The sequence below is a fragment of the Caballeronia sp. NK8 genome, assembly GCF_018408855.1.
Classification (GTDB): domain Bacteria; phylum Pseudomonadota; class Gammaproteobacteria; order Burkholderiales; family Burkholderiaceae; genus Caballeronia.
Map to the genome: position 1 here is coordinate 890,052 of NZ_AP024323.1, position 22,057 is coordinate 912,108.

At 63.9% G+C, this 22,057-nt stretch carries 22 protein-coding genes and 1 riboswitch; of the genes, 7 read left to right on the plus strand and 15 right to left on the minus strand.

The genetic code is table 11. The annotated features are described in order from the left end of the window. Positions 1-183: 183 nt before the first annotated feature. From NK8_RS18810 to NK8_RS18820, 3 genes are read left to right on the plus strand one after another with little or no spacing between them, the layout of a single operon-like run. The gene (locus NK8_RS18810) at positions 184-1,581 is read left to right on the plus strand and encodes a cytochrome ubiquinol oxidase subunit I (RefSeq protein WP_213228890.1); all 1,398 of its coding nucleotides are present in this window, start codon (positions 184-186) and stop codon (positions 1,579-1,581) included. A gap of 4 nt (positions 1,582-1,585) precedes the next feature. Further along, the gene (cydB, locus tag NK8_RS18815) at positions 1,586-2,587 is read left to right on the plus strand and encodes a cytochrome d ubiquinol oxidase subunit II (RefSeq protein ID WP_213228892.1); all 1,002 of its coding nucleotides are present in this window, start codon (positions 1,586-1,588) and stop codon (positions 2,585-2,587) included. Next, positions 2,565-2,702 carry a hypothetical protein gene (locus tag NK8_RS18820; protein WP_213228894.1) on the plus strand — a complete coding sequence of 46 codons (138 nt, stop codon included), beginning with the start codon at positions 2,565-2,567 and terminating at the stop codon, positions 2,700-2,702. Before cydB ends, NK8_RS18820 begins: the two co-directional genes overlap by 23 nt. A gap of 12 nt (positions 2,703-2,714) precedes the next feature. Here the strand turns inward: NK8_RS18820 and NK8_RS18825 are convergent, their stop codons facing one another. From NK8_RS18825 to mnmH, 5 genes are all read right to left on the minus strand, one after another. Continuing rightward, positions 2,715-3,146, minus strand: coding sequence for a hypothetical protein (locus NK8_RS18825; RefSeq protein ID WP_213228896.1), 432 nt, complete (start codon positions 3,144-3,146; stop codon positions 2,715-2,717). Continuing rightward, positions 3,140-3,742: a peptidoglycan recognition family protein gene (locus NK8_RS18830; protein WP_213228898.1), complete on the minus strand. Its 603-nt coding sequence runs from the start codon at positions 3,740-3,742 to the stop codon at positions 3,140-3,142. The genes NK8_RS18825 and NK8_RS18830 overlap by 7 nt, the downstream gene beginning before the upstream one ends. Positions 3,743-3,756: 14 nt before the next feature. After that, a complete protein-coding gene (locus NK8_RS18835; RefSeq protein WP_213228900.1) occupies positions 3,757-4,239 on the minus strand; it encodes a type VI secretion system tube protein Hcp in 483 nt (160 codons plus the stop codon). Positions 4,240-4,418: 179 nt separating this feature from the next. After that, a complete protein-coding gene (locus tag NK8_RS18840; RefSeq protein ID WP_213228902.1) occupies positions 4,419-5,468 on the minus strand; it encodes a permease in 1,050 nt (349 codons plus the stop codon). Further along, the gene (gene mnmH / locus NK8_RS18845; RefSeq protein ID WP_213228904.1) at positions 5,465-6,541 is read right to left on the minus strand and encodes a tRNA 2-selenouridine(34) synthase MnmH; all 1,077 of its coding nucleotides are present in this window, start codon (positions 6,539-6,541) and stop codon (positions 5,465-5,467) included. Before mnmH ends, NK8_RS18840 begins: the two co-directional genes overlap by 4 nt. 141 nt (positions 6,542-6,682) lie before the next feature. On the opposite strand from mnmH, the gene NK8_RS18850 reads away from it, so the two are divergent. Both NK8_RS18850 and eutC read left to right on the plus strand, forming a co-directional pair. After that, positions 6,683-8,059: an ethanolamine ammonia-lyase subunit EutB gene (locus tag NK8_RS18850; protein WP_213228906.1), complete on the plus strand. Its 1,377-nt coding sequence runs from the start codon at positions 6,683-6,685 to the stop codon at positions 8,057-8,059. Then, positions 8,056-8,826, plus strand: a complete 771-nt coding sequence (gene eutC, locus NK8_RS18855; protein WP_213228908.1) for an ethanolamine ammonia-lyase subunit EutC — start codon at positions 8,056-8,058, stop codon at positions 8,824-8,826. Before NK8_RS18850 ends, eutC begins: the two co-directional genes overlap by 4 nt. Here the strand turns inward: eutC and NK8_RS18860 are convergent. The 3 genes from NK8_RS18860 to NK8_RS18870 form a co-directional block, all read right to left on the minus strand. After that, entirely contained in the window at positions 8,823-10,670 is a 1,848-nt protein-coding gene (locus NK8_RS18860; RefSeq protein WP_213228910.1) for a sigma-54-dependent Fis family transcriptional regulator, read from the minus strand. The two genes, eutC and NK8_RS18860, sit on opposite strands and share 4 nt — an antisense overlap. 128 nt (positions 10,671-10,798) lie before the next feature. Next, positions 10,799-10,972 (minus strand): DUF1328 domain-containing protein, encoded by a 174-nt coding sequence (locus tag NK8_RS18865; protein ID WP_162067598.1) that lies wholly within the window; start codon positions 10,970-10,972, stop codon positions 10,799-10,801. Positions 10,973-11,120: 148 nt separating this feature from the next. Then, entirely contained in the window at positions 11,121-12,272 is a 1,152-nt protein-coding gene (locus tag NK8_RS18870) for an OpgC domain-containing protein (protein WP_213228912.1), read from the minus strand. 261 nt (positions 12,273-12,533) lie between these two features. Between NK8_RS18870 and NK8_RS18875 the strand changes: the two genes are divergently transcribed. Next, entirely contained in the window at positions 12,534-13,289 is a 756-nt protein-coding gene (locus NK8_RS18875) for a TerC family protein (RefSeq protein WP_213230419.1), read from the plus strand. A gap of 22 nt (positions 13,290-13,311) precedes the next feature. On the opposite strand, the gene NK8_RS18880 is transcribed toward NK8_RS18875, so the two are convergent. Both NK8_RS18880 and NK8_RS18885 read right to left on the minus strand, forming a co-directional pair. Next, positions 13,312-14,379 (minus strand): bifunctional 2-polyprenyl-6-hydroxyphenol methylase/3-demethylubiquinol 3-O-methyltransferase UbiG, encoded by a 1,068-nt coding sequence (locus NK8_RS18880; protein WP_213228914.1) that lies wholly within the window; start codon positions 14,377-14,379, stop codon positions 13,312-13,314. Positions 14,380-14,528: 149 nt separating this feature from the next. Next, complete coding sequence (locus tag NK8_RS18885; RefSeq protein ID WP_213228916.1) at positions 14,529-16,211, minus strand: hypothetical protein; 1,683 nt, start codon at positions 16,209-16,211, stop codon at positions 14,529-14,531. A 164-nt stretch (positions 16,212-16,375) separates the two neighbouring features. Between NK8_RS18885 and NK8_RS18890 the strand changes: the two genes are divergently transcribed. After that, positions 16,376-17,608: a glycosyltransferase family 87 protein gene (locus NK8_RS18890; RefSeq protein WP_213228918.1), complete on the plus strand. Its 1,233-nt coding sequence runs from the start codon at positions 16,376-16,378 to the stop codon at positions 17,606-17,608. On the opposite strand, the gene NK8_RS18895 is transcribed toward NK8_RS18890, so the two are convergent. Genes NK8_RS18895 through cbiE form a run of 5 tightly spaced genes read right to left on the minus strand, consistent with a single transcriptional unit; the run spans position 17,597 to position 21,774 of the window. Beyond that, positions 17,597-18,001 carry a DUF4186 domain-containing protein gene (locus NK8_RS18895; protein ID WP_213228920.1) on the minus strand — a complete coding sequence of 135 codons (405 nt, stop codon included), beginning with the start codon at positions 17,999-18,001 and terminating at the stop codon, positions 17,597-17,599. The two genes, NK8_RS18890 and NK8_RS18895, sit on opposite strands and share 12 nt — an antisense overlap. A gap of 7 nt (positions 18,002-18,008) precedes the next feature. After that, the gene (gene cobM / locus NK8_RS18900) at positions 18,009-18,734 is read right to left on the minus strand and encodes a precorrin-4 C(11)-methyltransferase (protein ID WP_213228922.1); all 726 of its coding nucleotides are present in this window, start codon (positions 18,732-18,734) and stop codon (positions 18,009-18,011) included. Continuing rightward, positions 18,731-19,462, minus strand: a complete 732-nt coding sequence (locus NK8_RS18905) for a cobalt-precorrin-6A reductase (protein WP_213228924.1) — start codon at positions 19,460-19,462, stop codon at positions 18,731-18,733. Before NK8_RS18905 ends, cobM begins: the two co-directional genes overlap by 4 nt. After that, a complete protein-coding gene (locus NK8_RS18910; RefSeq protein ID WP_213228926.1) occupies positions 19,459-20,556 on the minus strand; it encodes a cobalt-precorrin-5B (C(1))-methyltransferase in 1,098 nt (365 codons plus the stop codon). The genes NK8_RS18905 and NK8_RS18910 overlap by 4 nt, the downstream gene beginning before the upstream one ends. Before the next feature lie 6 nt (positions 20,557-20,562). Beyond that, positions 20,563-21,774 (minus strand): precorrin-6y C5,15-methyltransferase (decarboxylating) subunit CbiE, encoded by a 1,212-nt coding sequence (gene cbiE, locus NK8_RS18915; protein ID WP_162067605.1) that lies wholly within the window; start codon positions 21,772-21,774, stop codon positions 20,563-20,565. Positions 21,775-21,847: 73 nt separating this feature from the next. Then, positions 21,848-22,025, plus strand: a riboswitch (cobalamin riboswitch). Positions 22,026-22,057: the final 32 nt, after the last annotated feature.

Here is a 22,057-nt window from a genome sequence, read left to right on the forward strand (position 1 = left end):
ATCAATTCGATACGCACGCCAAACCCTTGAGCCTGCGGCATTTGCGCGCAATGAGAATTCACTGACGCAGCGCAACACTTTCTCGAAATGGCGCTAAGCTCCGGCCCGTTACACGTCTGATCCGATACAGGACAAAGCCGCCTCGCCATGCGGGCGCGGGTGAATTTCAAGGCACACGTCATCATGCATTCGACTCCCGAAGCACTCGATCTGGCGCGGATCCAGTTCGCGTTCACCGTCTCGTTTCACATCATCTTTCCGGCGCTCTCCATCGGGCTCGCGAGTTTCATCGCGGTGCTCGAAGGCGCCTGGCTCAAAACCGGCAAACCGGTCTACAAGGAACTGTGTCTGTTCTGGTCGAAGGTCTTTGCCGTCGCTTTCGGCATGGGCGTCGTGTCGGGCGTCGTCATGGCGTACGAGTTCGGCACCAACTGGGGCGGCTTCTCGACTTTCGCCGGCCCCATCACCGGGCCGCTGCTCACGTACGAAGTGATGACCGCGTTCTTCCTCGAAGCGGGCTTCCTCGGCATCATGCTGTTCGGCTGGAACAAGGTCGGCCCGAAGGCGCACTTCGGCGCGACGCTGATGGTCGCCATCGGCACGCTCATTTCCACCTTCTGGATTCTCGCGTCCAATAGCTGGATGCAGACGCCGCAGGGCTTTCGCATCGAAGGCGATCACGTCGTGCCGGTGGACTGGTGGGCGATCATCTTCAACCCGTCGTTCCCGTACCGGCTCGTACATATGGCGATCGCGGCGTTCATCGTGGCGGCGCTCGTCGTGGCCGCGACCGGCGCGTGGCATCTGTTGAAAGGCCGCCGCGATCCGGCCATCAGGAAGATGTTTTCGATGTCGCTCTGGTTGCTGCTCGCATTGACGCCGATCCAGGCGCTCGTCGGCGACGCGCACGGTCTCAACACGCGCGAACACCAAGCGGCGAAGATCGCGGCGATCGAAGGCATCTGGGAAACCGAGAAAGGCGGCACCGCGCTCAATCTCTTCGGCATCCCCGACATGGAAGCCGAAACCACGAAGTACGCCGTGTCGATTCCGCATCTGGGCAGCCTGATCCTCACGCATAGCTGGGACGGCGAGATTCGCGGCCTGAAGGAATTTCCGAAGGAAGACCGTCCGAACTCGACGCTCGTGTTCTGGAGTTTCCGCGTGATGGCAGGTCTGGGCGTGCTGATGATCGTGATGTCGGTGGCCGCGTGGTGGCTGCATCGCAGGCGCGCATTGTTCGATGCGCGCTGGTTCCATCGCTTCGCATTGGCGATGGGTCCGACCGGTTTCATCACGCTGCTCGCGGGCTGGGTCACGACCGAAGCCGGCCGTCAGCCGTGGGTCGTCTACGGCGTGATGCGTACCGCCGATGCGGTGTCGCCCGTTACCGCGCAACAAGTCGGAGTGTCGCTGCTCGCGTTCGTGATCGTCTACACGATCGTGTTCGGCACCGGCATCTACTACCTGCTGAAGCTGCTGCGTCATGGTCCTGCTCTGCCGGGCTCGCCTTCGCAGCCTTCCGACGGCAGCGCGCGACGTCCGCTCAGCCTGCCGCATCAGTCCATCGAAGGAGCGTAACGACATGGATCTCACACTCGCCTGGGCCGCGATCATCGCGTTGGGGCTGTTCCTCTACGTGGTGCTCGACGGCTTCGACCTCGGCATCGGCATTCTCTTTCCGTTCTTTCCCGATCAGCACGATCGCGACGTGATGATGAACACCGTCGCGCCCGTCTGGGACGGCAACGAAACGTGGCTCGTGCTCGGCGGCGCGGGACTTTTCGCCGCGTTTCCGATGGTCTATTCGACCGTGCTTTCCGCGCTCTATCTGCCGCTCGTGCTGATGCTCGTGTGTCTGATTTTTCGCGGCGTGTCGTTCGAGATTCGCGCGAAGGCGCAGCGCACGAAGCACATGTGGGACCTTGCGTTCATCGGTGGATCGGCGGGCGCGACCTTCTTTCAGGGCGTGGCGCTCGGCGCGTTTCTCAGTGGCATTCCCGTCTCCGACGGCCGGTTTTCCGGCGATGCCTTCGGCTGGTTCACGCCCTTCTCGATCTTCACGGGCGGCGCGCTCGTTGTCACGTATGCGCTGCTCGGCGCGTGCTGGCTGATCGCGAAGACCGAAGGCGATCTGCAGCGGCGGATGTATCGCGTCGTGTGGCCGTTGACCGTCTTGCAGCTCGCGACGATCGCGGTGGTCAGCATCTGGACGCCGTTGCAGGATGCGGGCATCGCGTCGCGCTGGTTCGATTCGCCGCTGTTTTACCGGCTGTTGCCGGTGCCGGTGCTCGTCGCCGCGTGCGCGTGGGCGATGCGTCGCTCGATCCGATCGCGGCACGAGAAGCGTCCGTTCGCGATGGCGCTCGGCTTCGTGCTGCTCGGCTATGCGGGACTGGTTGCGAGCATTTCACCGCATGAGATTTTTCCGGGTGTGTCGATCTGGGATGCGGCCGCGCCCCGTTCGAGCCAGCTTTTCACGATCGTCGGCGCGGCGGTGATTTTGCCGGTGATCGTCGGTTATACGATGCTGGGGTATTGGGTATTCAGAGGAAAGGTGCGCCATGGCGAACATCACTATCACTGAGCGCGCGCGGAAGGTGTTCTGGTTCGTTGCGCTGTGGGCGGCGGGCGTCGGCGGCACGATGTTGCTCGCGCTGCCGTTCAAGTTGTTGATCAGGGCGGGGACGGCGATTCATTGAGCGGCTGAACGGTCACCCCTGATCATAAGAGCCGATCGGGTCGTGCCATTTGTTGTCTTTGAGCAGCAGATAGACGTGCCCGCCGGCTTGCCAATCGATTCTGGCCGAGCCATCGGAATAAAGGATCCAGTCGGCCCGGAAGCCGTCCTTGAACGTGACCGTTCCTTTGGCGGCGCAAGGGGAATAGCGGTCGTGACTGGTTACGACGGGGGGAACAGGGACTGCGTTTGCGAAATATCGGCGTACCTGAGAAAAAGTCGGCCGAAACGCTCGACACCAGACGATCAGCGCCTCGTCTTTCTGATCCGACTCCGGCCGCACGATGCCCACTTCGTCGATCGTCACGACTTTGATCCCGCGCGCCAGGCTGATTTCGCAACATGCGAGCAATATAAGAAAGAGCACGACGGACTTGATTCTGGAGAGTGCGCCGAATCTCACCATTGTGCTGCCTTCGCTTCGGTTGGATTTTTATAGGACACCGCCGGATGTGCGTAAACCTCGGCTTTGTCGATGCTGAGCGTTTCTATCAATTCCGCGATGAGCCATTTGAGGGAGTCGTTCTGCTCGCTTGTTGGATCTTCATAGATCTGCTCGTTGCCCTCGCCTCGATACATCCCAACCAGTTCGATCCCGATGGAATCGATGTTCGACGGCAAGCGGTCCGGCCACGATTTGGTCATCTCGTGCCGATTCAAACCCTTGTATTTGCCTTGGCGAAACGCTTCACGACTTGCGTCGATTTCCACCGGTGAACATTGCAACGTTTCCAGACACCGCGATCGGATGTTGCCCACATGATAGGTGACTCGCGTCAATGACGCCGTTTGATAAATCGTTCCGTCCTGGTCGATCAGGAAGTGAGCACCATTCGCACCCTTTTGCTGATAGCTGTTGAACGTACTCTCAGCCGTGCTGCCCCCCGTCTGGTGTACGACGACGCCATGTACGACGCTCATGGAACCGTGCTCGATCGCATTGAATATCCTGATCCGAACCCGATCATGATCGACATGGCCTTGCTTCGATATGAACAGCATGCGCGTCTCCTGCGTCAGAATTCACAGTTCTGCTTGATGTCGAACGCCATCCGAACGGCACCAGCACTCCCGCCGTTGGGCGACTGAACGACATACTCCTGTTCGACGCGGGCGAATGACAGCGCCACCTCTTCGCGTGGTGACGTCATTGAAGGTTGCGCGTACGGCGCCACGCGGGTGACGATGACGTCATGCATCTTGATGGTCAGATATTCGAGCGGTGCACCACCGGCCTTACGCACGGTAAGCGTAGCGGTAGGAATATGTTTGCCGGTGAGGCTATATTTCGTCAGGTTGGGACTTGCACGATCGACATAGTGCTCGAAAACCAGGTTGTCGACCTGCGCCTTGCCCGCTCCGCCGCCTTGACCAACATGCATGCTGGAGGACTGGGAAACGGCCCATTCCCAATTGAGCACATCGATTTGCTGCGCGTGAGCCGCATCCTGTGCCTCGCCGACGATGCCGCTGAGGTTCAGGAAAATATCCTGGGCCATTTTTGCTGCCCCTATGTCAATGACGAATGGGACATTCTAGAAACTAGATTAAATCGACGCCACCACGAGTAATCCTAAATAATTAATGTCTGATCACAGTCAATTCTCTGGAAAGACTGAATCTCAGCAGACGAGCGCTTCCAAACCAAAGCCCGAAAGCACCCTGCTTCAAAAACCTATCAAAACACCGCCGCCGCGATCAACCCGCTAACAATCCCAAACCCCACCACCGCCACCGCCACAAACGCCAGCACCCGCGGCGGAAACGAACGCGCCAGCATCGCGAGCGACGGCACCCTGACCGGCGGCAAGGTCATCAACAACGCACCCGCCGGCCCCGCCGCCATGCCGAGCGACAGCATCGCCTGAATGATGGGCACCTCGCCCGCCGTCGGAATCACGAACAGCGTGCCCGCGACCGCGAACGCGACGATCCACAGCATGCCGTTGTCGATATCCGGCCCGATGTGCGGAAAGAGCCACGCGCGCGCCGCGCCGAGCAGCAGCACGAGCACGATGTACTCCGGCACGAGCCGCAAGGTCATGCGGCCGAGGATCTTGATCCAGCGCGAGAACGCCGTGCCCGGTTCGTCTTCCTCGATCAGCTTCGCGAGCGTCGCGCGCGATGCCGCCGCCTGCGCGGGCGTCACCATGCGGTTCACCGCATATCCGAGTCCGAACACCATCAGCACGCCGAGCACGAGCCGCAAGCCGGTCCATTGCCAGCCGAGCACGAAGCCCATGAAAACCAGCGCGGCCGGATTGAGCACCGTGTTGCCGAGCCAGAACGCGACAGCCGCGCCCGGCGCCGCCTCGCGCGCACGCAAGCCCGCGACGACCGGTGCCGCGCAGCACGTACACATCATCCCCGGCAGGGACATCAGGCCGCCGTTCACCACGCTGCCGAAGTTGTGCTCGCCCAGTGCGCGCGCGACCCAGCGCGGCGGAATCAACGCCTGCACCGCCGAGCCGAGCAAAAGGCCGAGCACCATCGCCTGCCAGATCGCTTTTCCGTAGGCCATCGCGTAATCGAGCGCGGCTTGCCATGAAGGCTCGGGCGCGCTCGTCGCCGTGCCCATCAGAATCGATTTGCCGATTGAATGCTGGCTCGCCGCGACAAACGCGCGGTTGTAGTACGGAAACCATTTCACATAGAACAGTCCTGCGACGGCGATCAGCAGGAACACCATCCAGCCAAGCGCGACGCGCGGTTGTCGGAGCGTGGTCATAGCGTTTTCTTTCGAGTGGTGAATGTCGATTCAAGTTGCGCGAGCAGGGCTTTCGCCTGATCGATGCTGTCCGCATCGTTCGGACGGAACAGCACGCGCGCCGCATGCGGCAATTCAGTATAGAGCGCCTGATTGCTGCGCCGGTAAGCGGGATCGTAATGACGCTCGATCAGCTCGGCGAACAGCGCGGCGCGCGCGTTCTCATCGATCAGCCGATGCCAGTGCGCCACGCGCTCGCGACTATGCAGCGCGACGAGCTTCGACAACTGCGCCTTGAAGGACGCGGGATCGTCGAAGAGATGCGCGTAGTCTTGCAGCAGGAAGGCGATGCGGTCTTCGCGGCGCGCTTCCACTTGCACGCACGACGCCACGTGGAGCTTGTCGAGCACGGCGTCGGGCACCGTGATCGAGCCGATGCGCCGCCCTTCCGCTTCGACGAAAACCGGTTTGCCCGCGTCGAAGCCGGAAAGCGTGTTGACGAGCGCCGAATCGAACGCCTTCTGCGACGGCTGCGGACGCCCCGGCAACGCGCCGAGCAAGGATCCGCGATGCGCCGCGAGCCCTTCGAGATCGAGCGTCTGCGCGCCCGCGGCGTCGAGCGCCTGCAGAAGCCGCGTCTTGCCGCTGCCCGTATGGCCGATCAGCGCGACGTAGCGAAAGCGCCCGGGCAGCGTGCCGAGCCGCTCGATCACGTCGCGCCGGTAGCTCTTGTAGCCGCCTTCCAGCTGACGCGCCTGCCAGCCGATCATGTTGAGCCATGTCGTCATCGCGCCGGAGCGCTTGCCGCCACGCCAGCAATAGACGAGCGGGCGCCAGTTGCGCGGCTTGGCGGCGAAGAGCGTATCGAGATGCATCGCGATGTTGCGCGCGACCATCGCCGCGCCGACGCGCGTCGCCTCGAACGGCGAGACCTGCTTGTACATCGTCCCGATGATCACGCGCTCCTCATTGCTGAGCACCGGCGCATTGATCGCGCCGGGAATGTGATCCTCGGCGAATTCGAGCGGCGTGCGGACATCGACGATTTCGCCGAAATCACCCAGACGGTCAATGGGAACAAGCAGATTTTTCACGGGCTGCGGGCGAGGCCCAGGCTGAGTCGAGCGAAAAATTATCGCACGCGCGCGCGCTTTGCCCTCGCCGGGTATTTTTGAACGAGGCGCGGCGTGCGCGAAGCGGCTAAAGTGCTTGCATCGATCGATTCAGGGGGAGCGATGACTTATCACGAGACGATCGGCGTGCGCCGCTACCGCTTCGACGATCTGAAGACGCTGCTCGCGCGCGCGAGTCCGCGCCGCTCCGGCGACGAGCTTGCGAGCATCGCGGCGGCGACGGAGGAAGAGCGCGTCGCCGCGAAACTGGCGCTCGCGCAGGTGCCGCTCGCCGCGTTTCTCGACGAACCGCTCATTCCCTACGAGGACGACGAAGTCACGCGCCTCATCGTCGATACGCATTCGCGCGAGGCCTTCGCGCCGATCGCGCATCTGACGGTCAGCGAATTCCGCGAATGGCTGCTCGCCGATTCCACCGATACCGCCGCGCTCGAACGCATCACGATGGGCGTCACGCCGGAGATGGCCGCCGCCGTCTCCAAGCTGATGCGCAATCAGGATCTGATTCTCGCCGCGCGCAAGCGTCCGGTCATCACGCGCTTTCGCACGACGATCGGCCTGGCCGGACATCTCTCGGTGCGCCTTCAGCCGAATCATCCGACCGACGATCCGAAGGGCATCGCCGCATCGATGCTCGACGGCCTGCTCTACGGCTGCGGCGATGCCGTCATCGGCGTGAATCCCGCCTCCGATTCGCCCGCTGCGATCGGCAGACTGCTCGCGATGATGGACGACTTCCGCCAGCGCTACGACGTGCCGATGCAGTCGTGCGTCCTGACCCACGTGACCAACACGCTCGCGGCGATCGAGCAAGGCGCGCCCGTTGATCTGGTGTTTCAGTCGGTCGCGGGCACCGAGCGCGCGAACGCGAGCTTCGGCGTGTCGCTCGCGCTGCTGGAGGAAGCGCGCGACGCGGCGTTGTCGCTCGGACGCGGCACCGTCGGCGATAACGTCATGTACTTCGAGACCGGGCAAGGCAGCGCGTTGTCGGCGAACGCGCATCACGGCGTCGATCAGCAGACCTGCGAAGCGCGCGCGTATGCGGTCGCGCGCCGCTTCAGCCCGCTGCTGACGAATACGGTGGTCGGCTTCATCGGCCCGGAATATCTGTACGACGGGCGGCAGATCATCCGCGCGGGGCTCGAAGATCACTTCTGCGGCAAGCTGCTCGGCGTGCCGATGGGCTGCGACATCTGTTACACGAACCACGCCGAAGCCGATCAGGACGACATGGACACGCTGCTCACGCTGCTCGGCGTGGCGAACGTCAACTTCATCATGGGCGTGCCGGGCGCGGATGACGTGATGCTCAATTATCAGAGCACGTCGTTTCATGACGCGCTCTACGTGCGCCGCGTGCTGAACCTGAAACGCGCGCCGGAATTCGAAGCATGGCTCGCGAAGATGCGCGTCACCGATGGGCACGGAGCCCTCCTCGCGGCGAGCGCGCCGCCTTTGCTCGACTGGATCGACTCATGACGAACGCCAACGCCTGGGATGCGCTGCGGCGCTTCACCAACGCGCGCATCGCGCTCGGCCGCGCGGGCAGCAGCCTGCCGACCGCGCCCTTGCTCGCGTTCGAACTCGCGCATGCGCAGGCGCGCGACGCGGTGCATCAGCCGCTCGACACGGCCGCGCTCGCCGAAACGCTGCGTGCCGCCGGATTCGACACGCTCGACGTGCAAAGCGCCGCTCCCGATCGCGATCACTATTTGCGTCGCCCGGATCTTGGCCGCATGCTCGACGATGCGAGTGCGGCGCGTCTTGCCGAACATGCCGCCGCGCGAAGCGATGCGCCCGATCTGCTCTTCATCGCCGCGGATGGTCTTTCGGCTTTCGCCGCGCAACGCCACGTCGTGCCGCTGCTCACGCGCGTGCGCGCGAAACTCCGTGGCTTGAGCGTTGCACCGGTCGTGATCGCGACGCAGGCGCGCGTCGCGCTGGGCGATCGTATCGGTGAGCTTTTACGGGCGAGGATCGTTGTCGTGATGATTGGTGAGCGGCCGGGGCTCAGTTCGCCCGACAGCCTCGGTCTTTACGTGACGTATGCGCCACGCGCGGGCCGCCACGATGCCGAGCGCAACTGCATCTCGAACGTGCGGCCCGAAGGACTCGATTACGAATCCGCTGCATTCAAGTTGATGTGGCTGGTGAACGAAGCGCGCAGGTTGAAGCTCACAGGCGTCGGGCTGAAAGACCTCAGCGGCGCGTTGCCCGCGCCCGACGCGGGAGCGCTCGAAGCCTAAACCCGCAACTTCCGATACAGCGTCGTCCGCGATATCCCTAGCGCGCGTGCCGTCGCCGACACATTTCCGCCATGCGCCGCAAGCGCACCCGCCACCGCGCTGGCCTCGATATCGACGAGCCGCGCTCCGCTCGCGAGCGGCGACGCCTGGCCGCACTGCACACGCTCACCGAGTTCATCGACGAAATCATGCGGCAAATGCTCGACGCGAATACGCGTATCGTGATCGTCGAGCATGGCGCAGGCCGTGCGCAGCACATTGCTCAACTGCCGCAAATTCCCCGGCCACGGATGACGCGCAAAGAGCGCGAGCACATCATCGTCGATGCTCACGACGCGCCCCGCGAAGCGCTCATGCCGCACGATCCTGTCGACGACCGCACGCAGGTCCGTGCGCTCGGCCAGCGGCGGCAGGGTCACCGAAAGACCGTTGATCCGGTAATACAGATCCTCCCGAAACGCGCCTTGCGCCACGCGCTCGCGCAACTTGCGATTGCTCGCGCAAACGAGCATGAAATCCACCGGCATGGCGCGCGCCGCGCCGAGCGGCTCGACGACGCGCTCCTGCAACACGCGCAGAAGGCGGCTTTGCATCGCGAGCGGCATGTCGCCGATTTCATCGAGAAAGAGTGTGCCGCCGTTCGCCTGCGCGATCTTGCCCGTCGCGCCGCGCTTCGCCGCGCCCGTGAACGCGCCCTGCGCATAGCCGAACAGCTCGGATTCGATCAGCGTCTCCGGCAGCGACGCGCAATTCACCGCGACGAACGGCCCCGCGTGGCGCGGCGAATCGCTGTGAATCGCGCGCGCGAGCATTTCCTTGCCCGCGCCCGTTTCCCCGCCGATCAGAATCGGGATGTTCTTGCCGATGACCTTGCGCACGCGCGCGACGATGTCGTTCATCTGCGCATCGCCAGTGCAGAGATCGGCGAGACTCGACTTTGTTCTGACGCTGGTCGTAACCGCTACGTTCGGCGTGAGACGCGCGTTCACATCGACGCTCGCGAACACCACCACCCCGCTATGCAATTCGAGCCGGCAAGGTGCATCGCCCGACCACGCGATGAGCGCATCGACACGCTCGCCGAACAGCGTCTCCAGCGTCTGCGAACGCAGATGTCCGAGTTCGAGCCCGAGCTGGAACTGCGCGCTGCGATTCGCGCACAGCAAATGCCCGTCGAGATCGAATACGGCGATGCCTTCCATCAGCGTACCGAGGAATTCGGGCCGGCTATGAAAACGGATGCGCAGTCCGTCGCCGAACGCGCTCGCGATCAGGCGGTTCTCGATCATCTGTCCGGACATCTTCACGAGCGCCATCGTGTGCTGGTGATAGCCGCGTCGATCGCCGGTGACGTCGAGCACGCCGGAGAGATTGCCGTGCGGATCGAGGATCGGCACGCTGGAACAGGTGAGGAAATGATTGGCGCGCAGATAGTGCTGGTCGCCGTGCACGGTGACGGCGGTGCGCTCGGCGATCGTGGTGCCGATCGCGTTCGTGCCCTGATGCGCCTCGCTCCATACCGCACCCGCCCGCAGCGCGACTTTTTCGGCGCGGGCGAGGAAGTCATCGTCGCCGAGCGAATGCAGGATGAGACCGCTCGCGTCGGTCAGCGCGATCATGCTGTGCGTGTTCGCGATCTGCGCGTACAGCGTTTCCATTACCGGCAGCGCATGAGCGAAGAGCGCGCGGCTTTCATCGAGCTTGACGGCGAGTTCCGCGCCGGTCAGCACGGCGTATTCCGGGCGCATCGTCTCGAACAGGCCGAACGTGGCCGAGCGCTCGTGCGAGTGACGTATGACCTCGCGTTGCGCAGGCTGCAAGGCCGCGCCGATGGCATGCTGCATCGCCTCCTCCTTTTGGTTCATCGCGGCGAGCGTCGTCGCGTGAATGTCTCCTCGGGGCAATGTAACACCGTCGCGGCGCGGCGGTCGATTCGAGGAAGCACGCGGATGCGCGCGCTTCCCCGCGATCGCTACAGCACCAGCGATCCCGCCGTGATCGCGATCACCAGGAACACGACGAACAGGATCAGGAAGATGAAGAAGCAGATCTTCGCGATGCCCGCCGCGCCCGACGACACGCGCGTAAAGCCGAAGAAGCCGGCAATGACGGAGATGACTGCGAAAAGAATGGCGAGCTTGAGCATGGCAGGTCCGGTTGTGTTGTGATGACTCTTGCCTGCAAGACGCGTGCCGCGCCCGGGTGTTTGTTTAAAGGTCGCATATGAATCAGACCGTTAGTTGCGTAAAAGCGCAAATAAAAAGCGGACGGCACACCGCCCGCTTCGACCCGGCTCAGCGCACGCGATGGTCCGTCGCCGACACGGTCGCGGGTGTGGGGGCCTTGGCCATTGCCCGCACCGGTTTTCGCGTATCGAGCCAGCCGGCGGCCCATTGTTGAAGACGCGGCACGGCAAGCAACGCGCCGATGGCGATCGCATCGGCCGCGAGTCCAGCCGGCACGTTGATGAGGCCATCGGTCAGCGTGAAGAGGATCGAATCGACGACGAGCGAAATCACCGTGCCCGCGACGAACGACACCATGCCGGCGCGCCCCAACGCGCCGACCCAGGGCAGCCGTTGCGCCACGGCCTTGACGACGCCATAGCGCGCGAGATTCGCCGCGACCCATGCGATGGCGAGGAAATTGACGACGCGCGGGCCGGCCAGATCGCGCTTGAAGGCGCTGTCCAGTATGGGCGGCAGCACGAGCAATTTGTAATAGGCCATGCCGGCGATCAGCGCGACGGCGCCCGCGCTCACGATCCAGCCGAAGCGGTTCGCGCTCACGCGCTGGTAAACCGGCTGGCAACGCGCCAGCACGCCGAGCACGAACATCAATTGCCACGCGGCGGGATTGAAGTCCCAGAGGTTGTCGTCGACGGAAGGCAGATATTCACCGATCTGCGCCCCGAAGGCCCACAGCGCGAGGCTCAGACCGAGCAGGAGCCACGGCTTGCTGCGCGCGAGCGGCAGCACGACCGGCACGGCGAGCGCAAAAAGCGCGTACATGGGCAGCACGGCGGCGAGATAAGGCTGGCGCTCGAAGGTGAGGATCTGCGCAATCGACGAAACCGGCTCCGACACGAAACTGTCGAGATCATGCAGCGCGAGGTTTGGCGCGTGGCCGAAAAAGGGCCGAAGGAGGAAGGACGCGACGAGCATCAGCACGGCGGTGACGATAAACGCGCGGTACAGTTCGAACGCGCGCCTGACGAAGCGCATGCGCGCCGCGTGCTCGGAGCGGCGCGCGGCCAGCGACACATACGCCGTCGCCGTGGCGAAGCCGCCGAGGAAGACGAACACTTCGGCGGCGTCGTTCAGCGCGAACGAATGCAACGTGAAGCGCGACAACATGCTGCCGCCGATATGATCGACGACGATGATCAGCAGAACCAGTCCCCGGAAGAAGTCCAGCTCGATGAGACGTTGTGATTTTTGCTGCATGCGGCTTCGTGTGATGTCCTGCGGCTACAGGAAATTGAACGGCGGCCGCTGACACGCGGCTCGAAAGGATAAGAGTTTACCCGTAAATGACGCAGCGCATCATCAGAAGAAGCGCAAATAATCGTTTCGAATCCGGTATTTGTGGCCGATTCGGCAGCGGTGCCGATGAAGCGTTCGATCTCGTCAGAAGGTTTCAAGTTCCTTTCATTTCAGGCGATTATCAGGCTAAGATCACGCCCTCACCGTCGAACCCTCGTGAACATGGACTATCTCGTCGCTCTCCTTGCAGATCCCGCAGCCTGGGCCGCCCTCGCGACGCTCGTCGTCATGGAGGTCGTGCTCGGCATCGACAACCTGATTTTCATCTCGATCCTGACGAACAAACTGCCCGTCGCGCATCGGGCGCGCGCGCAGCGTATCGGCATCGGGCTGGCGCTCGTGATGCGGCTGGGCCTGCTCGGCACCGTCGCGCTGATCGTGCGGCTCACGACGCCGATCTTCGAAGCGTTCGGCCACGGCTTTTCGTGGCGCGATCTGATCCTGATCGCGGGCGGCGTGTTTCTCGTCTGGAAAGCGACGACGGAAATCCACCATCACGTCGCCGCCGACGCCGACGATCACGCTGGCCCCGAATCCGGCAAGAGCCTGACGCCGCTTTCGGCGATCGGCCAGATTCTGCTGCTCGATCTCGTGTTTTCCATCGACAGCATCGTGACGGCGGTCGGCATGACCGAGCACATTCCGATCATGTTCGTCGCGGTGATCGCCGCCGTGACCGTGATGCTGTTCGCGGCGGGGCCGCTGTCGCGCTTCATCGAACGCAATCCGACGATCGTCATGCTCGCGCTCGGCTTCCTGCTCGTGATCGGGATGACGCTGGTCGCCGAAGGCTTCGGCTCGCACGTACCGAAGGGCTATATCTACGCGGCGATGGCGTTCTCGGCGCTGGTGGAAGGTTTGAACATGCTGGCGCGGCGGGCGAAGGGCCGGCGCGCCCCCCGCGAAAACGTTCGATGAAACGCTCGCCTGTGCAGATTAGTTAGCCGGCATGGGTATGACCGCGCGCACCGTTCCCGCGGAGCGCGGTCACGATGCGCCGGAGCGGCGCGGTAATGCGCCAGGACGTGGACGAGACGAACTCCGCGATGACCGCGTTGCTGGCCTGAAGTTCGGTCTGAGAAGTCCGTAGCTTGTCCATCGTTTCGCCGAGTTTGCTTTCGGCATCGGCGAGACCACGACGGGTGTCCACGAGCATGGCCTGGGTTCGCGTGAGATCGTTCTCGGCGAGCGCGAGGCGGCTCTCTGCTTCGGCGACCCGCTTATCCATTCCCCCGCTCGCCGTGTAGAACTCCTCCGTCGTAAGTTGCACGTCCGGAGGTTCCTTGCGCAGGATGATGATCATCTCGCCGCCCGTCTCGCCCCTGGCAGGCACGAAATCGACGAGATTGAACGTCAGGAAGCCCATCATGAGAATCGGCTTCAGAACCTTGCTCTCGATCGTTTCACTGTCGAACACGTGGCTGTGAATGCCGACATGCGGCGGCGCCTTTAGCTGTTCCTTGATGCGATCGAGATTCAGCCGGTCGCGTACGTCCATCGGCCTATTGACGAAGGCCTCGTCGTAATATATTTCGCACTCCAGTTGATGCTCGCGAGGAATCTCTTCCACGCCCGCCAGATACTCGGCGACGAAGTGGCTCAGCGCCGTATCCGGCCGGTACTTGTCGAAGCTGAACTTCTTGTCGGGCAAGGCGAGGAAAAGAATCCCGCCGTCGTTCATCATCGCGCAGAGATCCGCAAGCCACTGGATCATGTTCGGCGCGTGCTCCATCACATGATTCGCGATGATGTAGTCGAACTTGTCGCTGATGTAGTCGCCGTACCGGTTCGAACTGACGACGTAATCGATCTCGGGAATGTGCTCGATAAGATCGGGATGGGAACATTCGCGCACCAGTTGCTCGCGATTCTTCCAATCGAGATAACGCACCTGAGCTTCGGTCTTGAACACCGTCGGCTGGTCGTAAGGGCCTAGTTCCAATCCAAGCCCCGACAGGTCAGTGTGCTTCAGAAGATGACCACGCCGAAGCTGCGTCACGAGATTCATCGACCGGCTCCTCTGCATCAAATTCGACTTCGAATCGCCGGCGGACGGATGTCCACGGGCGCTTGATGCGGGCGCGCCATTACGCTCGCCGATCGAACTTAACACAACTCCGCGTCGGCGTGATATCGGGTTCCGTCGACAGGCGAAGCCTAATTCGTCGCGATGGTCGCCGTGGCTTTGCGATTATCGTGAATATCGTCTGATGGACGGTGCTTCACGCAGACCAGTGAATTCCAGAGCAGCGTCTTGCACCGGAAGTCTTTGCACGAATCACGGTCACACGGCGCGTCGTTGATGACCCGGACGTGAAAACGGTCGAACATCGGTCCTAGCGCGACACCGGTCCGCCGCCAATAGACCGGCTCTTGCCCGTTCGACGTCAATTCGTTCACTGCCTTGTGAAGATAGTCATTGCCGTCGCGGGCAATCGTCAGCGCGCTATATTCCACGACTGCGGAATTGGCCAGGAGAATCACGCAAATCGCGTAGCCCGCGAGCCGATGTCTTCCGATCGCGAGCGCGCCGACCAGCGCCACGAGGAGATAAATCTGCGGATTCAGCCTTGCCCACCACGACTCGGGGCTGATGAAACACAGCACCCCGACCAGGATGAAGACCGGCGCTTCGGAACGCATCGAGCGAAATCGAACCGCGGAGAACACCATTGCAGCGAGGCACGCGCCGCCGAAGAGCGGTCCCCATCCGCCCCATCGAACGTCCGCGGCGCCGGCCGCCGACACTTCCGCGTCCGTCATGGAGAATGGCGTTTTGATCTCGGGTAGCCGGGGCTTCGCCGGATCGCTCGGGCTTTGGTTGGCCGTCTCGCCGAAAACGCTCAAGGCGACCTGGGAAAATCTGTCGAGTGCGTGAAATTCGGGCGTCGTCTGCGCGGAAATGAGATTCTCCACACGCCCTTCGCCCATCGACGGATAGAAAATATGATGGCCTTCAATGAGATTCTTCACATACGGATTCGCGCAGAGCACGATGCCGACCAAGGCCAGACCGGCAATGCGCCACCACGGAAAAAAATACGGACGCAAGTCGACTTTCTTTCGATGAGCTATCGCCAGAAATGCAACCATGGAAATTGTCGAAAAGACGAGTCCGGTATGTTTCAACGCTGCGCAGCCGATCAACGACAAAACAAAAACCAACACGAGATTTCTCGAGGGCGCGCCCCAGAAAAAGCCGTAGAGCGTCAGAATCTGAATCGCCAGAAAGCTTGCCATGCAGCCATCGACGTAATGCGTAAAAAGCTGCGTCAACACCACGGGATTTGCCGCGACGCCGATGCACACGAGCAGGCGCGCATCGGCTCGCAGCTTTCTCGTCACTGAAAGGCAGATCAACATCACCGAGATGAGCAGCAGGAAATTGATGCTCTTTGCGAGTTCCAGGTTTCCAGAGAGCTTGTAAATGGCCGCGCCATAAAACCACGCGAGCTTGGGATAGTTGTTCGTATAGATTGCGTTCACTCCGCGCAGCGTCGATTCAAGAAAATCGAATCGTCTCGCGAGTTCAATGATCGCCTCCGAGTGGTATCCAATGCCATCGTTCGAGAAATCGAAATATGCGTTCGATAGCGCGAAGGAAAGCGCGATGAGCGCAGCACCGCATGCGGCGCTTTTGACAAATACCGTCGGGGAAACATACTTCGTCACCGTCAGCGATGCGCCGCCCGCCAGTAGAGGAGCGATAAAAGCCCATTGACTGGCAATACCGGAGCCTTGCAGAACGGCGAAAATAAAGGCCGTCGAGACAACGAAGACAATCAGAAAAATTGCACTGCTCAAACAAACGTTACCGACTTCGACTTTCTGTACTTGCATAACCCATTTATTAATTTGGGTCGCGATCGTGCGACCTCTCGTAGGCCGTTATCTTACATGGCGTGGAGAATTGTTAAGCAAATACATGATAAGTCATCGGCAGCATCGAATCGCCGGACAAAGCCCCGGCTAAAGTTCTCCCGTCATCCGCCGATATCGCACGGATGACGACCCAACCCGCTTCCATCGCACGCGAGCCCGCACGCCGTTGGTTCAACGGCTGGCGGGCGGGCGCCTGGTGCGCCACCGCCCTGCTCGCCTTTCAGTGCTTCGGCTTCTTTTTCAACGCCCGGCATTCCTGGGCCGCATACGGCCATCCGGGCGGCTGGGACTTTCTGACGTTCTGGGCCGCGTCGCGCCTCACGCTCGACGGAACACCGCTCGCGGCCTATTCCTGGACCGCGATCAAGCACGTCCTGTTGCAGTTGTCGCCGGATATCGTGATGCCCGGCCCGTGGTTCTATCCGCCGAATTTTCTGCTGCTGGTGCGCCCGTTCGCAGCGCTTTCCGCGCCTGTCGGCTACGCGCTTTTCATCGGGTTGTCGTCGGCGCTGTTCGTCTTGCTGATCCGCCGGGTGCTGCCGATGCGGTCCATGCTGATCTGGATACTCGCGTTTCCCGGCCTGTGGCTCAACGCGGCGCAGGGACAGAACGCCTGCATCACCGCCAGTCTCGTGCTCGCCGCGTTCCTCGCGATGGGCAGGCGGCCCGTGCTCGCGGGCGTCTTCATCGGCCTGCTGTCGATCAAGCCGCATCTGGCCATCCTGTTTCCGGTCGCGCTCGCGTGCGCGGGCATGTGGACGACCTTCATCGCCGCCGCGGTGACGGCCGTGCTCTTCACGGCCCTGTCGATCGCCGTGTTCGGCGTCGATATCGTGCCCGTGTTTCTGCACGGGCTCAGCGAAGCCAACGGCTATATCGCGAGCGGCGTGCTGCCCTGGGACCAGACGGCGAGCCTGTTCGCGACCCTGCGCATGGCGCACGTCGCGACCGGCCCCGCGTACGTCGCGCAGGCGTGTCAGGCGCTCGTCGCGGTCTGCGCGGTCGCGTGGGTGTGGCGCAACGCCAAGGCGCTGGAAGTGCGGGCCACGGCGCTCGTCGCGGGCACGTTCATGATCAGCCCCTATATCTATAACTACGATGCGGTCTGGCTCGGCGTGCCGCTCGCGCTTCTCGCCGCCCGCGCGCTGCGCGATGGCTGGCTGCGCGGCGAAATCGCCATTCTGGTCGTCGCGTGGCTGTATCCGCAGATGGGCGACCTGCTCGCCAAACATCTCGGCGTGGGGCCGGGGCCGCTCGTGTTCGCGTCGCTGATATTCGTGGCGATACGGCGCGCGCGCCTCGAAGCCGCCGACACCGCCACGCCCGCCGCGTTCAAGCGCCAGTCAGAAAGGTAGGCGAAGCTGCGGATCGTCGGGCGTGGCGGCATTCGCGGGCGGCAGCGGTTGCGCCCGCAGCCAGCGTTCGATCGCATCGACGACATGCTGGCGCTCGCTTTCATCGAGCGCCCTGCCCGCCGCGATGCCGTGCCACGTGGCGAGGCACGAGCGGCAGCACGTCGCCGTCGCGTGTTGCGCGATGAATACCGGATGCCCGCGAAACGGCGTCTGTTTGCCGTCGTTCAGCGGCGCTTGCGGCGCGAGCCGCTTGCCGATCAGTTCATGCGCCTGCGCGACAATCGTGTCGATGCCCTTCTCGCGCAACATCTTCCCCTCTCGCACGCCGAGCGCGAAGCGCCGCCGGAACGCCGATTTCGCGAGCGCATCGAACACGGCGTCGAGGTCGCGCATGGCGTGATCAGTCCTTGGCGTAGAGCGTCGAATCCGCGAAACCTTCGGCGCTCAGCACGCGCCCGACGAGAATCATCGCCGTGCGCTCCATGCCCGCCGCGCGCACTTTCGAGGCGATATCGGCAAGCGTGCCTTCCACGCGCGTCTCGTCCGGCCAGCTCGCGCGAAACACGACCGCCACCGGGCAGTCCGCGCCGTAGTGCGGTACGAGCTCCGCGACGATGCGCTCGATATGCCGCACGCCGAGATGAATCGCGAGCGTCGCGCGGTGGCGGGCGAGATCCGCGAGGCTTTCGCCTTCCGGCATCGACGTTTTGGTCGCGTAGCGCGTGAGGATCACGGTCTGCGAGATGCCCGGAAGCGTGAGTTCGCGCCTGAGCGCCGCCGCCGAGGCCGCCGCCGCCGTCACGCCCGGCACGACTTCATAGGGAATCGCGAGCGCGTCGAGCCGGCGGACCTGCTCGCCGATCGCGCCGTACAGCGACGGATCGCCCGAATGCACGCGCGCCACGTCCTGCCCGTTCGCGTGCGCGTTCTGCAACAGCGCGACGATCGCGTCGAGATCGAGTTCGGCCGTGTCGATGCATGTCGTCGCGCGATGGCCTTCGAGCACCTCGCGCGGCACGAGCGACCCGGCGTAAAGAATCACAGGACACGCGCGGATGAGCCGCTGCCCCTTGACGGTGATGAGTTCGGGATCGCCCGGTCCGGCGCCGATGAAGTAAACAGTCATTGTCTGGTGAGCCAGTGTTGGAGCGCATCACGGACGCTGGCGGCGGCGTCGAAAGTCTGGTCGGCGTCGGGCAGCGCCGGACGCGTGAGCATCACGACAGGCAAGCCTCGCTCCCGCGCGACGGCCAGTTTCGCCTCGGTCGCGCGCCCGCCGCTGTTCTTGCTGACGATCACGTCGATGCGCGCCGCATCGAACAATGCGCGTTCGCCGGCAAGATCGAACGGGCCACGCGCATCGATGATATCGGCGCGTTCGTTGCCCGGATGCGCGTCGAGGCAGCGAATCGTCCAGTGCTGCGAAGCGGGAATCTCGTGCAAATGCGCAAGCGGTTCGCGTCCGAGCGTAAACAGCGGCCGATGGAACCCCGCGATCCGTTCAACGATCCCGCGCCAGTCCGCCGCGTCGCGCCAGTCGTCGCCCGGCTGCGGCTGCCACGCCGGACGGCGCACCGCCCAGAGCGGCACGCGCGCGAACGTGCAGGCCTCGCGCGCGTGGCGGCTCATCTGCGCGGCATACGGATGCGTCGCATCGACGACGAGCGCGATGTCCGCGTCGCGCAGATAGCGCACGAGCCCGTCGACGCCGCCAAAACCGCCGACGCGCACCGCGCACGCCAGATCGCCCGGCACGCGCCCGAGACCCGCGAGACTGTAGACATGCGCGGCGGGCAGGCTGCGCGCGATCGCGAGCGCATCGCCGGTGCCGCCGAGCAGCAGCACGCGCCTCATGCCGCGCTCCCGACGATATTGCCCTGCCGGTCGATCGCGAAGGTTTCGATTTCGATGCCCGGCGGCACCACATCGAGCGCGACGGCGCGCGCGCGACGGCACACGATATCGCCGAGCGCGATGCCTTCGGCGCGGGCGAGCTTGAGCGCTTCCTGACTCGTGTTGGCCGCGCGGATCGCCGCCTGCAGCGCGGCGCTTGCGCCCGCATCGGCGGCCCAGACGGCGAGCAGCGTCAGGTCGATGCTGGAGTTGCGGCTATGCAGATCCATGTGTCCCGCCGCCAGCTTGGACAGCTTGCCGAAGCCGCCGCACAGACTCAGTTTGTCGACGCTCGCGCGGCGCAGATGCTTCAGCACGGCGCCCGCGAAGTCGCCCATTTCGATCAGCGCGATGTCGGGCAGGCCGTAATGCGCGCGCATCGCGTCCTCGCTCTGATTGCCGGTGCACGCGGCGATATGCCGATACCCGTTCGCCCGCGCCACATCGATGCCCTGATGAATCGACGCGATATACGCGGAGCACGAAAACGGCCTGACGATGCCCGTCGTGCCGAGTATCGACAAGCCGCCGACGATGCCGAGGCGCGGATTCATCGTCTTCTGCGCGAGCGCCTCGCCGTTCTCCACGCCGATGCTCACGTCGAAGCCGCCGCCGTAACCCGTGCTCGCGGCGAGCGCGTCGAGATGTTGCGTCATCATCTTGCGCGGCATCGGGTTGATCGCCGGTTCGCCGACGGCGAGCGCCAGCCCCGCGCGCGTCACGGTGCCGACGCCCGGTCCCGCATGAAAGCGCACGCCGGGTTCGTCGGACAGACGCACGCGTGCGAACACAAGCGCGCCGTGCGTGACGTCGGGATCGTCGCCCGCGTCCTTGATGACGCCTGCTTCCGCTGCGTCGGCCTGTTCGGCCACGCGGCGGCAGAAGGAAAGCGTCATGGTCACGCACTGGCCTTTCGGCAGCACGATCTCCGCGCTCTCGCTCGTCTCGCCGAGCAGCAACAGGCGCGCGGCCGCGAGGCTTGTCGCGGTCGCGCAGCTTCCGGTCGTGTAGCCGCTTCTGAGCGGCGCGGCCTGTTCCGGCGTTTCTTCACGCATGACGCATCATGGTTTGCTGGCGTGCAGCAGCGTGATCGGCAGCGCCTGCCGCCACGTATCGAAACTGCCGAGCGGCTCCGCCTGCGCGATGCCGATGCGCGTCAGCTCGCCGCCATGCCGCGCGCGCCATTCGACGAGCGCCGCTTCGCTTTGCAGCGTCACCGCATTGGCGACGAGGCGGCCGCCCTGACGCAGACGCGTCCAGCAGGCATCGAGCACGCCCGGCACGGTCAGTCCCCCGCCGATGAACACGGCATCGGGCGCGGGCAGGCCGTCGAGCGCGGCGGGCGCTTCGCCTTTCACGAGTTGCAGCGCGGGCACGCCGAGCGCATCGCGGTTGGATTCGATGAGACGCTGCCGGCTCTCGTTCGCTTCGATCGCGATCGCGCGGCACGCGCCATGCGCGCGCATCCATTCGATGCCGATCGAGCCGCAGCCCGCGCCCACGTCCCACAGCAATTCGCCCGGCTGCGGCGCGAGATGCGCGAGCGTCACGGCGCGCACGTCGCGCTTCGTGAGCTGGCCGTCGTGACGATAGGCGTCATCGGGCAAACCGGGCGTGAGCGGCGGACCGGCGTGGCCCGCATGCGTGCGGCAATCGATCGCGACGAGATTGAGCGCGGCGACGAGCGGCTCGCGCCAGTCGTCGGCGCGCTCGTCGATGCGGCGTTCGTGGTCGCCGCCCAGATGCTCGAACACGGTCATGCGGCTCGCGCCGAATCCGTGCGCGGTCAACAGCGCGGCGACGGCGGCGGGCGTGGTGCCGTCGGCGCTCAGCACGAGCAGGCGCACGCCGCGATGCAGGCTCGCGAGGAGCGACGCGACGGGCCGCCCGACCAGCGACACGCACACCGCGTCCTGCAACGCCCAGCGCAGACGCGCCGCCGCCAGCGACAGCGACGACGGCGCGGGAATCACGCGCATTTCGCCATTGGCGACTTCACGCGCGAGCGTTGCGCCGACGCCGAAGCACATCGGATCGCCGCTCGCGAGCACGCATATGCGCGTCTTGCCGTCGCCGCGCCCGGCGAGCACGGCATCGATCGAAAAGGGCTTCGGCCACGGCACGCGACGCGCGGCGATGCGCAAGGGCAGCAGCGCGAGATGGCGCTCGCCGCCGTGGATCGATTGCGCCTCGAGCAGCGCGCGGCGCGCCAGCCGGGAAAGGCCGTGCCAGCCGTCTTCGCCGATCCCCACCACGGTCAGCCAGGTCGACATGCGCCGCCTCCTTGCGATTCGAATCGCGCTTCGGGCTTGTGCCCTGAAGCGCCTGGATGGTCGATAAAAGCGGGCATAATACAGGTCCGTCGGTGCCCGTTGGGGCCTAAGAGGGAACACAGCAAAACTGTGGCTGCCCCCGCAATTGTACGCAGCGAGTCCGCGCTCCACTGCCACTGGTTTTTACCGGGAAGGCCGGCGCGAATGAAGACCTGCCAGCCAAGAGACCTGCCGACTCATCGCTTCGCGCGACGCCGACCGGGCGGGGTGTACCGGTTCGCTC

What these genes read in the sequence shown, in the direction of transcription:
- NK8_RS18810 (WP_213228890.1), top strand. Translation starts at nt 184, where the DNA reads ATGCATTCGACTCCCGAAGCACTCGATCTGGCGCGGATCCAGTTCGCG.
- cydB (WP_213228892.1), top strand. Translation starts at nt 1,586, where the DNA reads ATGGATCTCACACTCGCCTGGGCCGCGATCATCGCGTTGGGGCTGTTC.
- NK8_RS18820 (WP_213228894.1), top strand. Translation starts at nt 2,565, where the DNA reads ATGGCGAACATCACTATCACTGAGCGCGCGCGGAAGGTGTTCTGGTTC.
- NK8_RS18825 (WP_213228896.1), bottom strand. Translation starts at nt 3,146, where the DNA reads ATGGTGAGATTCGGCGCACTCTCCAGAATCAAGTCCGTCGTGCTCTTT.
- NK8_RS18830 (WP_213228898.1), bottom strand. Translation starts at nt 3,742, where the DNA reads ATGCTGTTCATATCGAAGCAAGGCCATGTCGATCATGATCGGGTTCGG.
- NK8_RS18835 (WP_213228900.1), bottom strand. Translation starts at nt 4,239, where the DNA reads ATGGCCCAGGATATTTTCCTGAACCTCAGCGGCATCGTCGGCGAGGCA.
- NK8_RS18840 (WP_213228902.1), bottom strand. Translation starts at nt 5,468, where the DNA reads ATGACCACGCTCCGACAACCGCGCGTCGCGCTTGGCTGGATGGTGTTC.
- NK8_RS18850 (WP_213228906.1), top strand. Translation starts at nt 6,683, where the DNA reads ATGACTTATCACGAGACGATCGGCGTGCGCCGCTACCGCTTCGACGAT.
- eutC (WP_213228908.1), top strand. Translation starts at nt 8,056, where the DNA reads ATGACGAACGCCAACGCCTGGGATGCGCTGCGGCGCTTCACCAACGCG.
- NK8_RS18860 (WP_213228910.1), bottom strand. Translation starts at nt 10,670, where the DNA reads ATGCAGCATGCCATCGGCGCGGCCTTGCAGCCTGCGCAACGCGAGGTC.
- NK8_RS18865 (WP_162067598.1), bottom strand. Translation starts at nt 10,972, where the DNA reads ATGCTCAAGCTCGCCATTCTTTTCGCAGTCATCTCCGTCATTGCCGGC.
- NK8_RS18870 (WP_213228912.1), bottom strand. Translation starts at nt 12,272, where the DNA reads ATGCAGCAAAAATCACAACGTCTCATCGAGCTGGACTTCTTCCGGGGA.
- NK8_RS18875 (WP_213230419.1), top strand. Translation starts at nt 12,534, where the DNA reads ATGGACTATCTCGTCGCTCTCCTTGCAGATCCCGCAGCCTGGGCCGCC.
- NK8_RS18880 (WP_213228914.1), bottom strand. Translation starts at nt 14,379, where the DNA reads ATGAATCTCGTGACGCAGCTTCGGCGTGGTCATCTTCTGAAGCACACT.
- NK8_RS18885 (WP_213228916.1), bottom strand. Translation starts at nt 16,211, where the DNA reads ATGCAAGTACAGAAAGTCGAAGTCGGTAACGTTTGTTTGAGCAGTGCA.
- NK8_RS18890 (WP_213228918.1), top strand. Translation starts at nt 16,376, where the DNA reads ATGACGACCCAACCCGCTTCCATCGCACGCGAGCCCGCACGCCGTTGG.
- NK8_RS18895 (WP_213228920.1), bottom strand. Translation starts at nt 18,001, where the DNA reads ATGCGCGACCTCGACGCCGTGTTCGATGCGCTCGCGAAATCGGCGTTC.
- cobM (WP_213228922.1), bottom strand. Translation starts at nt 18,734, where the DNA reads ATGACTGTTTACTTCATCGGCGCCGGACCGGGCGATCCCGAACTCATC.
- NK8_RS18905 (WP_213228924.1), bottom strand. Translation starts at nt 19,462, where the DNA reads ATGAGGCGCGTGCTGCTGCTCGGCGGCACCGGCGATGCGCTCGCGATC.
- NK8_RS18910 (WP_213228926.1), bottom strand. Translation starts at nt 20,556, where the DNA reads ATGCGTGAAGAAACGCCGGAACAGGCCGCGCCGCTCAGAAGCGGCTAC.
- cbiE (WP_162067605.1), bottom strand. Translation starts at nt 21,774, where the DNA reads ATGTCGACCTGGCTGACCGTGGTGGGGATCGGCGAAGACGGCTGGCAC.